Annotated in this window: 11 protein-coding genes and 1 riboswitch; of the genes, 4 read left to right on the forward strand and 7 right to left on the reverse strand. The window is 37.0% G+C overall.

Annotation, left to right across the window (positions count from 1 at the left end; genetic code table 11):
- Positions 1-26: 26 nt before the first annotated feature.
- The 6 genes from GTK57_RS08545 to GTK57_RS08570 all read right to left on the reverse strand — a co-directional run bounded on the left by GTK57_RS08545 (position 27) and on the right by GTK57_RS08570 (position 7130).
- Positions 27-632: a L,D-transpeptidase family protein gene (locus GTK57_RS08545; RefSeq protein WP_163122689.1), complete on the reverse strand. Its 606-nt coding sequence runs from the start codon at positions 630-632 to the stop codon at positions 27-29.
- Positions 633-719: 87 nt separating this feature from the next.
- Positions 720-2165, reverse strand: coding sequence for a protein adenylyltransferase SelO (locus GTK57_RS08550; protein ID WP_163122691.1), 1446 nt, complete (start codon positions 2163-2165; stop codon positions 720-722).
- A 122-nt stretch (positions 2166-2287) separates the two neighbouring features.
- The gene (locus GTK57_RS08555) at positions 2288-3454 is read right to left on the reverse strand and encodes an acyl-CoA desaturase (RefSeq protein ID WP_152874303.1); all 1167 of its coding nucleotides are present in this window, start codon (positions 3452-3454) and stop codon (positions 2288-2290) included.
- 261 nt (positions 3455-3715) lie between these two features.
- The gene (locus GTK57_RS08560) at positions 3716-4441 is read right to left on the reverse strand and encodes a glycerophosphodiester phosphodiesterase (protein WP_163122694.1); all 726 of its coding nucleotides are present in this window, start codon (positions 4439-4441) and stop codon (positions 3716-3718) included.
- A gap of 143 nt (positions 4442-4584) precedes the next feature.
- Complete coding sequence (locus tag GTK57_RS08565; RefSeq protein WP_163122697.1) at positions 4585-5163, reverse strand: cob(I)yrinic acid a,c-diamide adenosyltransferase; 579 nt, start codon at positions 5161-5163, stop codon at positions 4585-4587.
- Between the two features lie 95 nt (positions 5164-5258).
- Entirely contained in the window at positions 5259-7130 is a 1872-nt protein-coding gene (locus tag GTK57_RS08570) for a TonB-dependent receptor plug domain-containing protein (RefSeq protein ID WP_163122700.1), read from the reverse strand.
- 38 nt (positions 7131-7168) lie between these two features.
- Positions 7169-7373, reverse strand: a riboswitch (cobalamin riboswitch).
- 144 nt (positions 7374-7517) lie between these two features.
- Between GTK57_RS08570 and GTK57_RS08575 the strand changes: the two genes are divergently transcribed.
- The 4 genes from GTK57_RS08575 (at position 7518) to GTK57_RS08590 (ending at position 11513) form a co-directional block, all read left to right on the forward strand.
- Entirely contained in the window at positions 7518-8168 is a 651-nt protein-coding gene (locus tag GTK57_RS08575; RefSeq protein WP_152874285.1) for a phosphoribosylanthranilate isomerase, read from the forward strand.
- Positions 8143-9384 (forward strand): tryptophan synthase subunit beta, encoded by a 1242-nt coding sequence (gene trpB, locus GTK57_RS08580; protein ID WP_163122703.1) that lies wholly within the window; start codon positions 8143-8145, stop codon positions 9382-9384. The genes GTK57_RS08575 and trpB overlap by 26 nt, the downstream gene beginning before the upstream one ends.
- 466 nt (positions 9385-9850) lie before the next feature.
- Positions 9851-10381 carry a DUF1543 domain-containing protein gene (locus GTK57_RS08585; protein ID WP_163122706.1) on the forward strand — a complete coding sequence of 177 codons (531 nt, stop codon included), beginning with the start codon at positions 9851-9853 and terminating at the stop codon, positions 10379-10381.
- A 139-nt stretch (positions 10382-10520) separates the two neighbouring features.
- Positions 10521-11513 (forward strand): DUF2804 domain-containing protein, encoded by a 993-nt coding sequence (locus GTK57_RS08590; protein ID WP_152874288.1) that lies wholly within the window; start codon positions 10521-10523, stop codon positions 11511-11513.
- A gap of 73 nt (positions 11514-11586) precedes the next feature.
- On the opposite strand, the gene GTK57_RS08595 is transcribed toward GTK57_RS08590, so the two are convergent.
- Positions 11587-13383 (reverse strand): DUF3413 domain-containing protein, encoded by a 1797-nt coding sequence (locus GTK57_RS08595; RefSeq protein ID WP_330221021.1) that lies wholly within the window; start codon positions 13381-13383, stop codon positions 11587-11589.
- Between the last annotated feature and the right edge of the window lie 219 nt (positions 13384-13602).

Genomic DNA, 13602 nt, shown 5'->3' on the forward strand with positions numbered 1-13602 from the left:
GCTTAATTTATGTTCTGAGCTTGAGATCACGAATAAATTTCAATGATTGTTCCATCATCTACAAGTAACCAAAGTTCATCTATATCGATATTACGGACAGCAACACATCCCCAAGTCCAATCACTTTTTGGAAAATAATTCATTAAACTGGGTAAAACATTTACTTGCTTTGTGGTTGCAGAGCCATGAATCATAATGTCACCACCTGGTGAAACGCCTAAATTTTTAGCAATATCTCGATCTTTTTTATTAGGATATGAAATATGCAAAGATTTATAAAATGCACTTTTCGGATTGCGCCAATCGATAACATAACGACCTTCAGGTGTTTTTCCATCGCCTTCTTGAACTTTGTGCCCAATTGGGGTGAAGCCTAAGCGTATGGGGTATTTTCGAATGGTTTGATCATTATGCTTTAACAGAAGATATCGTTCTTTTTTATACACTTGGATGCTTGAAATAGGAGATTCTTTACGAATTTTCTGAATTTCATCTTGAGTTAATGCTTGAGGAAATGAAATTTCATTTGAAGTTGTAGGTAAGTATTTGCCATATTTTTGATTCACGATAAATGCGACAACAAGACAACTTAGAAAAATTAAAACAATAACGAAAATACGATTTTTGATCATTTATAAAATAATTATTTGCTCACTTATTCTTTAATTCTTGTGGATAACGATTAAATTATCCACAAGTGTTTTGTGAGTAAATATGAATTAAGAAGAACAACTCACCATAACTTCAGGAACATCAGTCGCTAACGGTGCTAAATCTTCTGCATGCTCTAACTCTTTTTGCTTTATAAATGGATGTGAAAGTAGCTTAAACAAACGATCAAGCTCAGAAAAATCATTTCGTTCGGCAAGTTCAATTGCTTTTTGAGCCATGTGATTACGCAATATATAATGTGGATTGGCTTTTTGCATTTGTGCATCAAGTTCATCTACATCTTGTCCTTCGCGAATCGTTTCGTATTGCATTAAGAAATTTTCAAAGGCAAATCGATCTAGGCAATCATCTTTAATGCTTTCATATTCTTTATTTTGCAGTCGAATAAAGTTTTGCGTGTAATCGAGCTGTTCGCTTTGCAAAATGCGTAAGAATGCCATCGCACAATCGAAACTGTCTTTATGGAAGCTAGCTAAGCCCATCTTTTGACTTAAACCATGTTTGTAGTGTTCTAAGAAGGTCGGTTCAAAATGTTCTAAACACTGAGCAAGTTCATCTTTCCATTGTTCTTTGTCGTAGTCTTTGGGGCAAAGTGGAACGAGGTTATTCAGCCATGTCCATAAATTCCAATGTCCAATACTTGGCTGTTGTTGATAGGTATAACGTGCTTTGTAATCGCTGTGATTATTGATCCAATTTGGACGGAAACGCTCCATAAAACCGTAAGGACCAAAATCTAAAGTTGAACCTGTAATGTTTAAATTATCGGTGTTCATTACACCATGCGCAAAGCCAACCAATTGCCAATGCGAAATCATAATGGCTGTTCGTTGAATAACTTTTGTAGCAAATGCCAATATAGGCTGTTCGGCATCTAAACTTTCAGGATAATGCCATTCGATACATTTTTGCGTGAATTCAGGGAGTAAATCTGCTTGATATTGATTAATCCATTCAAAATGCCCTAAACGAATATGGCAATCTGAAGTGCGTAACATCATTGCGCCAAGTTCTAATTTTTCACGTTGTACACCTTGTGTTGAAGATGTAAAACCAACAGCATTACTTGATGGAACACCTAAAGCATTCAGCGCATGTCCTGCCAAATATTCACGGATAACCGAGCGTAAAACAGCGCGCCCATCGCCCATTCTTGAATAGGGTGTAGAACCTGCACCTTTTAAATGTAAATCAACAGTTTGATTGTTTTTATCTAAGATTTGTGCAATAAGTAAACCGCGCCCATCACCCAATTGACCTGCCCATTGTCCAAATTGATGACCTGCATAAACCATTGCAAGTGGTTGAAACTCATCAAATGTTTTTTGACCGCTACAAATTTCTATCCAGTGTTTTTTATCATCTTCTGACCAATTTAATTCATTGGCTAAGTTTTCATTAAAATGACCTGCTTTTGTACCTTTTAAAGGAGCAGGTGCTTGTTGATGATAAAGCTTTGGACTGAGAGAAGGGTAGCGAGCATTAAATTGCATAAGGCAAAGATCTATAAAAATTCTGCTACCAATATAGCAAACTTAAACATCATTTATAAAAAGCTTTCTGATTCAACACACAATAAAAAAGCCCCATCAATGGGGCTTTTAAAGTTGCTCACTTAGTTAGAAGCAGGATTCTTTTTTAAGTTGCGTACAAGCAAGTTAAGCGCTGCACGATGATGTGCAAGACGTTGTTCTACCAACTGGAATTCAACTTTTAATTTGTCATCCATTTGGTGAATTTTTTCCGCCATAGATGCTTTTTTCGCTTGAATTTCAAGTTCTTTCAATTTAGTCCAATCGTTTAGGGTTTGAGAGAAAGCATCATATTCTTGAGCAATACGGCTTTTTACAGTAGAAATATCTTCAGTGACATTATGACCGTAAACCGCTAAATCTTGTTCAGCATATTTAAATTTCATCGCCAATTCAGCTTTTTTAATATTAAAGCTTGGAATACGACGTAAATTTTTAGCTAAACCAAGTTTAGAGCAAGACCAAATTAACCATTTCGTTGGATCATATTGCCACCATTTTACGCCATTACGGTAGTCGTATTGGAAGATGTGATGGTAGTTATGATAGCCCTCACCCCAAGTCGCAATTGCTAACCAGAAGTTGTCACGTGCAGTATTTTCATCTGTATAAGGACGTTTGCCCCACATATGACATAAAGAGTTAATAAAGAATGTGACGTGATGGCTGAGGATTAAACGCATTAATCCACCTAATAACAAGACACCCCACATATCGCCCGTTGCCCAACCGATAGGTAACAAAATAGCGGCATGAACAGCAATAACTAATGGAACGTAATATTTATCTTGGAACATCACCACTTTGTCTTTTAACAAGTCTGGTGCATTTTTATAGTTCGCTTCTGCCGCAGGATAGTTGCGAAGCATCCAACCAATATGAGCGTACCAAAAACCGTTATTAATAGAATACGGATCTTGATCGATATCATCTACATGGCGGTGGTGCGTACGGTGACCCGATGCCCAAAACAAAATACTGTTTTGAACTGCAAATGTCCCCATAAGCATTAAAATAATTTTTAAAGGCAATGTTGCTTCATAAGCACGATGTGCCCAAAGGCGGTGATAGCCCGCAGTAATACCAAGACTACTGACACCTAGTAAAACAAACATGCTCACCCATGCACTTACGCTGAAATCGTGATGATATGCGTAAAGCGGGATAGCGATTATCGCAACAATAGGTAAAAACACCAATGCAAAAACTGCAATCCAGTTGATTGGGGCTTTTGGTAGGGGAGCATTCATCTCCAACAGTACTCCTAGAACCTTTGCAGGTTATAAATGTAGCCTTAGCTTTATAAAAATATAAGCCGATCTTAATAGCATCTTAGCATGGATATAAAAAGATGCACTATCATTATTGTACAGTTGTATTGTGTTAAATTGATACAAAAATAGCCAAGCTGATGATTGGTTTTATCGAAGTTTGAGCAGCCGTGATAATAGAATGACGATACTGATAAAACCAATCGAAACACTTGGAAATAAAGGATTTAAGTCAAATATTTAGCGCGTGGAATTGAGCATTTTTTGCATTTCTTTTGGGAAATCAGTGATTAATCCATTAATACCTAAGTGGAATAATTCTTGTGCACGTTTTACATCATTGACTGTCCATACACTAATGGCTAATTTTGCTTCTTGAGTAGCAGTAATCATCTCATTGGTTGCAAGTTGATTCATCCAACCAATTTGACAACATCCAAGTTCTAAGGCTTGATCAATGGCACGATGTTGAATGTCATCTTCAATAAGTAAGCCACGTTTAAAATTCGAGTTTTGATTTTTTAATGCATGATGAATTTTTGAATCAAAACTGGTAATCACTGCTGAATGTTCATAGCCCATCAGTTGTTGCTGTAAAGATTCAACCAGTGTATTGGCTTCATAAGCAGATTGAACCGCTTTGACTTCAACTTCAATATGATCGAAGTTGAAAATAATTTTCATGGTTTCATCGAGCAAAGGCGTTTTCTCGATGTTTTTCCATTCTGACCATGCAATAGCTTGATTATAGTGTTCTAAATCTTCCCGACTACATTCATAAAGATGTTTGCTTTGTCCTGCGGTACGCGCAAAATCATCATCATGCATAATCACAAGGGCATTATCTTTCAGCTGTCGAACATCAAATTCAACCGCGCGAATACCTAAATCATGAATATATTGAAAACCACCTAAGGTGTTTTCAGGTGCTTCCCCACGAGCACCACGATGACCAATTATGCGCATGCATGGCTCATCATTTTAAAGATGTAGTTCATTTTGATGGATTAAAGTGACAGAAATATGACGTTACATATTTTGATCCGATAGTACTTTTATGCAAGTACTATCGGATGAATTACCTTGTTCTTTATCGGTTTTTTTAGTTCTTAGATTGTTTCATTAATATTTTTTTGCCAAAGGACTTCTGAACCGCCTTCTGCGCGTTGTAATGCTCGAGATGCGACAAATAACCAGTCAGATAAGCGGTTTAATAATTGTAGAGAGGGCGCTTGAATGTTTTGATCACGTGCGTGAACAGACATTAAACGACGTTCCGCACGACGGCAAACCGAACGTGCTTGATGTGCATAGCTACATGCTAGTGAACCCGCAGGTAAAATAAAGTCTTTTAGCATAGGAAGATCTTCATTTAAGCGGTCAATTTCGTTTTCTAAATATTCAATGGCTGAAGGCTGAACCAAATTGAAGTTTGGAATGCAAACTTCACCACCCAAGTCGAAAAGCCAATGTTGAATAAGGCTTAATGATTTATCCCAAGTGGTTTTGTCTTCAATTGCACTTATCGCAATTTGTGAGCGTAATACGCCAATACTTGAGTTGAGTTCGTCTACATCACCTAATGCTTCAATTCGTAGGTCATCTTTGGAAACACGTGAACCATCGCCTAATCCTGTTGTTCCTGAGTCGCCTGTACGGGTGTAAATTTTGCTTAAACGGTGTCCCATGTTATTTCCTTAATATTCAGATATCTCAATTTAAAAAGGATAATGCCACAGGTGTGACATTATCCTCAAAAGTATTTATTTGTAGCCTGATGATATTAGTATTTGAATGTCACACCAACAGATGCTTGGCGACCACCGTTAATGTAGAAAAGACCATTTCCGTATGAGGCTGTTTCAAACTTCACATCACCAATATTGTCGATGTTAGTAAAGAGTTTGATTGAAGGATTTACATTCCAATAGGCATTTAAATCAACCGTCGTGTAACCAGTAACTTTTGAATTGTCTTTGGGTGCTGATTTAGATGATACCGATGTACTGATACCATAAATTGAATTTTGCAATCCTGCAGTTAATGTTAAGCTTTGACGAGGACGACGGGCTAACTCTTTTCCTGTTTCCTCATTTGTAGCTTTAACATAGCTATGTGAAAGCTTTGCAAATAGTTGATCTTGCTCCCAGTTGATATAGCTTTCAACGCCTTCAAATTTTGCTTTACTTACGTTATCAATGATGTATCCATTTTTATCATTGTAATCAATAAGGTTTTTCACTTTATTGCTGTACATAGATAAACCTGTACTGAGGCCAAAAGGAATCTTTTGATCAATGCCTAATTCAAAAGATTCACTTTCCTCAGGTTTTAAATTTGGGTTGCCGTAGTAGTTAACATAGAGCTCATTTAAGTTAGGTGCTCTAAATGCCGTTCCCCAATTGGTGTAAATACTTGTGTTTTCCAATATTTGATAGCGAACAGCTACTTGCCCCACGGTGTGAGTACCAAATTGTTCATTGTCTTCTACGCGAATACCAACTTGGGTGTTTAAACCGTGATTACTGTATTGATGTTGAATATAATAGCCTTGCGCATCAACATCGCCTTTATATGGGGATCCGCTTGAAATAGCATCAGCTTTGGTGCTTTGGTAGGTAGTGCCGAATAAGATGTTTTGGTGAGCGGGTAAAGTGACTTTTGTGTATAGATCTGCTTCTTGTGTTTTACTATTTACAAAATCTTTAGAATCTAATTGATTACTTTCATCTTTAAATTGAGATAAACGTGCATTTAATTCAATTAGATCAGAAAATTTATACTTTGCCTTAGCATTGATACTTTCATTTTTAAAATCAACAGAATTATTTTTTAAATTTAAAAATGCATTAGATGGATATGGTGCAAAAACACTTGAAACATAAGTAGATTGACCTTCATTTTGTGCATAATCTAAAGAAAGAGCTATGAATTCGTTTTCAAAACCAAACTTAGTACTGAAACCTTTTTGTTCGAAGTCACCCGTTTTAATATCAGGTTGCTTAGCATTGGTTACATGTGTTCCATCTGATTCTAAGCGTTGACCACGAATTTGTGCATAAAATCCATTTTCAACTAAATCTGCACCTACGATAGATTTATAAGTTTTATTTTCACCTATTTCACCTGTAAGAAATGCACCTGTTTTTTCAGGTGTTTTAGAGACAAGTTGTACAACCCCACCAATTGCATTAGTACCATATAAAACTGATGCAGGGCCTTTCAGCACTTCAATTTGTTTGAGGTCGGTTGTATCAATATAGGCTAAAGATGCGGTGCCACTTGTTGCACTATTGAGTTTTACACCATCACGTAAAACAAGCGTATGTGTTGAATTGGTGCCTCTGAGGAAAATAGATGACTGTTGACCATATCCACCTGATTGCACCATGTTGATAGATGCATCATTACTTAATAAGTGTGGTAATGATGCTAATGGAGATTGGTCAAGTACTGCAGGTTCAATAATTGAAATGCGAGCAGGCACATTTTCAATGTTTTCTTCAGAACGTGTTGCAGTCACAACAATGGTATTTAAAGTAGATTTCGTTGATGCTTTCGCTTGAGTTTCAGTGTTTGCAGATACAGAAGTTGAAAGACCCATCGCAATGGCGATAGCACCTACAAGGGCAGTAGGCTGAAAATAAATAGACATGCTTTAGCTCCATACATTCACCCCCCCGTGAATGATTGAGTTTAAGGGCACAATAAGCAGGTATCCGGACTTAAATGTGATCGAGCTTTCGATCTACTTATCCACCTTCCCACAAAAAATTGCAGTGGTGTAAATTGTTCAATTTATAAAGATAAGTTTTTCATTTTACCGTTGCGGGGGCAGTGTTGGATTCGCACCAACTTCCCTATAGCGATGGCTAGGACTTATTGCATTCGCACGAAGTATAAAGTTAGCATGTGAAATAAACAATCGAAGTGAAGAATATTGCGTATGAACTTTACGCAAGATTGAAAAATTGCATTACAATGATTCGCCTTTAATATTTATAGATGGGCTATAAACAAGGCACGGCAAGAGCAACAAAACATGCGTACTCGTGTAAAAATATGTGGAATCACACGAACTCAAGATATTCGATCTGTTGTAGATGCAGGAGCAGACGCAATTGGCTTTGTATTTTTTCCACCAAGCCCTAGAAATGTCACCATTGAATTAGCTCAAAAACTTGTAAAACAAGTACCAGCCTACGTACAAACCGTTGGCTTATTTGTGAATGCATCGAGCGATGAAATATTAGAAGTATTAAAAACAGTTTCTTTAGATGTCTTACAATTTCATGGCGATGAAACCCCAGAACAATGCCAAAATATTGCCAAATTAACAGGTAGAAGATGGTACAAAGCCATTCAAGTTAAACCCGATTTAGATGTAATTTCAACGATTCAGCAATATCAACAAGTGGGTGCAAGTGCTATGCTTTTAGATGCATGGCACCCTGAGCTTAAAGGTGGAACAGGACATTCATTCGATTGGACTCAGTTCCCACAACTTGATATTCCATTAATATTGGCAGGCGGTTTAAAGCCTGAAAATATCGAAGACGCTATAAAGACGACAGGGGCATATGCCGTAGATGTCAGCGGAGGCGTAGAGTCCGCAAAGGGTATAAAAGACCAACAACTCATTGAAAAATTTATGCAAGGAGTCCATCGTGGATCAGCAAAATCAAAGTCATAACAGTCAAATTGACTATACCCAATTCCCCGATCAAAACGGGCATTTCGGTATTCATGGCGGACGTTTTGTGTCAGAGACTCTTATGGCGGCATTAGAGGATTTAGAAAAACTCTATTTTCGCATGAAAGATGACAAACAGTTTCTGGCAGAATTCGACCGTGACTTGGCTTACTATGTAGGTCGCCCAAGTCCTTTATATTATGCTGAGCGATGGTCGAAAGAATTAGGTGGTGCGCAAATTTACTTAAAACGTGAAGACCTTAATCACACGGGTTCACACAAAGTAAATAACACGATTGGTCAGGCACTTCTTGCAAAACTTTCGGGTAAAAAACGTATTATTGCTGAAACAGGTGCAGGTCAACATGGTGTTGCAACTGCAACTATCGCAGCACGTTTAGGGCTTGAATGCGTTGTGTTCATGGGCGCAGAAGATGTTAAACGTCAAGCAATGAACGTGTACCGTATGCGTTTATTGGGCGCAACAGTTGTTCCTGTAGAAAGTGGCTCAAAAACATTAAAAGATGCCATGAACGAAGCAATGCGTGATTGGGTCACCAATGTAGATTCTACATATTATGTGATTGGTACAGTTGCAGGTCCACATCCATATCCGCAATTGGTTCGTGATTTCCAATCGATTATTGGTCGTGAAGCACGTCGTCAAATTCAAGAGCAAGCAGGTCGTTTACCTGATGCTTTAGTGGCTTGTGTCGGTGGTGGTTCAAATGCAATGGGTTTGTTCTATCCATTCTTAAATGATTCAGATGTTAAAATGTACGGTGTTGAAGCCGCAGGCTATGGCATTGAAACAGGCAAACATTCTGCACCACTCAATGCGGGTCATGTGGGTGTATTACACGGTAACCGTACTTACTTGATGTCGGATGATCAAGGTCAAATCATTGAAACACATTCAATTTCAGCAGGTCTCGATTATCCTGGTGTTGGCCCTGAACATAGTTTCTTGAAAGATATGAATCGCGTTGAATATGTGCCAATTAATGACAATGAAGCACTTCAAGGTTTCCGTGATTTAACACAAATTGAAGGGATTATTCCTGCGCTTGAAAGTTCACATGCAATGGCGTACGTGACAAAACTTGCTCCGACCATGAATAAAGATCAAATTATTATTGCGACTGTTTCAGGTCGTGGTGATAAAGATTTAATGACTGTTGCACGTATTGATGGCGTGGAAATGGTTGAGATGTAAAAAATCTCCCTAACCCTCTTTATGAAAGAGGGGAAATAGCCCTCCTTTTGTAAAGGAGGGTTGGGAGGATTTAAAAATCGCATTCAAGTAATTGGATGCGATTTTTTTATATATGATAAAAGTTTCCCTCCTTTTGAAAGGGTGAGAATCCTCAGAATATATTCTGAGTCCGCAAGGGAGCATTTGCATAATGCACATTTTATTTTTGCTGAAACAAAAGTATGGGAACTTTGATTTGTGGCTTATGATTTAATTTCAGTGTGCCTTCTGCTTTTACTTTTGAAAGATCAAAAGTAACAAAAATCTTTTTTAAGACTGAAGGTATATCCCTATACCTCAGTCTTACGGGCGACATCCATGTCGCCAACGCGTATCATATCGTTTTAATGAAATTCAAAAGTCCTCTTTTTATAAACTCTATTTTTTTTGAAAAATGGGAGTTAGAGAGGATTAAAACGGAGCATTTATGTCTAGCCTATTTATTATCATGCTCGGTGGTCGTCATGCACGTGCAAATACAGAAGTACATGATGTGGTACTTGCTGTTGGTGATACTTTAGAAGAAACCTATCCTCAACTCAAAAATGCATGGTTTGGCGAACAAAAAGGCTTACATATTGATGCTTGGGCTAAAATTAACGGCATAGAATTTGAAGATAAAAAATATACAATTCAATTTAGTGATGCTGCACCAAATCTAGAAAATGAAAAATTATTCTTAATTAATTTAGGTGGCTATGATGCACGTGAATTTGGCGAATTACATCGATACGTTTTAGTGGTTGCACAAAATGCGATGGTGGCAAAACAAAGAGGCAAAGCTTATTTTGCACAGCATTGGCAAAAACAACATACAGACCGTGTTCTAGATGTCGACGATTGCATTGCAATAGATCATGTTCATGGTCGATATATTGAATTGATTGAGCAGAATTCGGAAATACAGCTTGAAGAGAATCTTTGGGAAAATACATATCTCATGTTGGATCACGATTAGCTAAAAATTTTGAATGAATAATCCTTCAAATTATCTCGTATAAGCTTTTGAATCTTTAGTTTGGATTTGCTATTTTAAAATTGATGCTTAAAGGCATAATGCTTATATGGGATAAGGTGATTGATATGGATGATCAAAAATGGATTTGATTCAACCCAATGGACAGCCTCGTTATGGTCGCTTTTCAGAACTACCATCAAATATAGATGTCAGTAAATACGATTATAAAACGCCCTATGGAAAGTCATTGGATGGATGGCGTAAGCATCTAAAATATAAAAAATTCAAGTTTTGTTCTATTCAGCACGAGCATTATAGTATTGGTGTTGCCGTGGTCGATATTGCATGGGCTGGGCATGGTTTTTTCTATATTTATGACCATCTTCGCAACGAAGTGATTGATTGGAATGCGATTAATCCATTGGCTAGACATACTCAGGTCGATGAGCAACCTTTATTTAATCAGAGTTATTTTAGCCACAAGCCATATCAAATAGAAATGCAGCATGTGAATGGCGCTCGATATATCACTGTTACAAAATATGGTGAAATTATACTAAGTGTTCGAACATTTTGTGCAGGAACAACGCCTTTAAGTTTGTGTAGTCCAAATGGAATTAATGGTTGGACTTATACTCAAAAGCTTACAACGCTCACTTGTGAAGGCTTTTTTAGTAATAAACAAGGTCAAATGATTCAATTTAATGAGCGAACATTTGCCGCGCTAGATGATACTTGTGGATTTTTGCGACCTGAAACGGCTTGGTTTTGGTTGTCTTGTAGTTTTTGGGATGATCAAAATAATCGCATAGGCATTAATTTGGCTTCTGGGGTGAATGAAAGCTTTGGTAATGAAAACAGCTTATGGATCAATGGACATTTACATCCATTAAGTGATGTTTTATTTCAACAAATTTCAGATACCCAATGGACAATTCAATCTTTAGATAAAAGCTTAAATTTAACTGTGAATACAGGTTGGCGCCGTTTTGAAAATCTAAATTTAAGATGGGTTGGAAGTCAATTTAGTCAGTGGCAAGCAAAAATTAGCGGCACAGTTTTACAAAATGGTCAGGAGATTATTTTTAATAGTGAATATGGCTTAATTGAACAACATTATGCGAAATGGTAATAAAAATATTAAATTACTCGTAAGTTCAGCAATAAAAAAGGCATCCGAAGAAGCCTTTTTTATTTAAAGTCACTTATTTATTAAAACGACTAATTTGTTCTAACGCAGCTTGTAGATATTTTCCATTCAGCTGTTGACCTTTAAGTGGCTTGTTCTTTTTATCCAATAAATCATATTGACCAACAGCACCAACTTCTAAAATTGATTTAGGCGTAATTACGGCATAACTACTGTAATTCGAAGCTAAAATCCAATCACGTTTTACTATAGGTGCCATTAAATCTTCACCTACTGAATAATCATGAATATTGTTTTTAACACCTAAATAATTTTTCATAATGGTTGGAACAATATCTTGATGACTTGTGAATGTGTCTTTATCCCATTGCATCATGGTTGAATCTTTCACTTTAGGGCCAATAATGGCTAAAGGAACTTTCACTTGAGGATCGGTGTAGTTCCCATTATGTCCCCAGAAGTTTTCCATGTTGTCATTTACTTCTTGACCGTGGTCACCTGTAATAATCACCAAGGTATTATCAGCATCACCAGAGGCTTTGATTTTATCTAAAACTTCTTTCACTAAGCTATCGACATAATGAACACTTGTTTTATAGCGGTTCATCATGAGTGAGCGGTCTGTATCGTTGCTGAGTTTTAGATAATTCACTTCTTCAAGCATTGGCTTGTATTGATGTGGGTAATCTTTCGGGAAAGCATAACCATGTGGTGAATCGTAGAATAAAAACGAGAAAGTTGGTTTGTTCTTATCGCGTTTGTCGTACCATTTTAGCCAGTCTTGAGTTAAACCCACATCTAAGCCATCAGGCGAACGGCCTTCAGAACTAATGCGCAAGTTAGGTACTTTTGCAAAAATATTTTGATCAAATTCGGGATTTGTCAGTTTTGCGGCCGCGAAGATACCCAGTTGATAATTCATCGCTTGTAAGCGATCCATAAATACAGGCGTTTGACGATTGACTAAAATACCATGCCAATATGTTCCTGGAATGGCATAAAACAGACCGAAAATACCTGTACGTGTACAGTTACCTGTCGAAATATGATTGTCAAAAATTTTACCTTGTTGCGCGTATTGCCACATATTTGGGCTGACATCTGCATTAAAGGTATCTGCACGCCATGAATCTACAACAATAAAGACAATATTTGTGGGTTTGGTAACAGTATTAGATTGAATTGGACTTAGTGGATAGTTGATATCACTTTTACGCTCTAATGACATCGCTTTTTGTTTTTCTATCGCGGCTTCATCTAACCAACCCATTTTTTTCATTGTTTTTGTAGAGGTTGCAGGTTGGAAAAGTGGTAAATAACGTTTTGTTACCGTAACGGGTTGATAAACGTTTGCTGCTGCCCAAATATGAATACCATTAGACATTAAAAGGGTGATAAAAGTCAGCCAAGCAAATTTTTTGCCTAATTTCCATTGGGGGCGTGGAATGCCATTTTCTAATTTTGATATGAGAAAGTATTGAAATGCCCAAATTAATGCAATGCCAATAAAAGTCATAATCCAAGTTACGATAGGAAAATCTACGACTTGCCCTGACATCACCAATTCAAGCATTACAGCATTTACATGAAATCTATATTGTGAATAGACCACGGTATCTAAAAATAACGCAATTAAGCCAAATGCAGCCACACCTGAAATAATAAAACGACGTGGGATCGTCGGTAATAATAAGAAAGGTATGAGCAATAGACCTAAAACAGCACTTAAAAGTGCCATATGAGAAAAAAGGCTAGAGACTAAAAAGCTTAAACCTAAAATATCACTTGGAAATTCAGGTAAAAATGCAAAATATCTGCATGAAATAAACATCGCAATAATGGCATTGACCATTATGAGATATCCATGACTGTGTAATTTTGTTTTAAAAGGCATATAAAACACGCTTTGGCATAAATGAATTTAGGAAGTTAAGGCGCGGTGCTTAACCCGAATGGGGCATATCATAAACTTTAAATACCTATTGTTGAATAAAAACTCTGCGATGCTGTTGTAAAAGATTTATTTTTAATAACTTTATAAGATGATGAATTGTTTTGATTTAAACTTAAA

Source organism: Acinetobacter portensis (assembly GCF_010646905.1).
Classification (GTDB): domain Bacteria; phylum Pseudomonadota; class Gammaproteobacteria; order Pseudomonadales; family Moraxellaceae; genus Acinetobacter; species Acinetobacter portensis.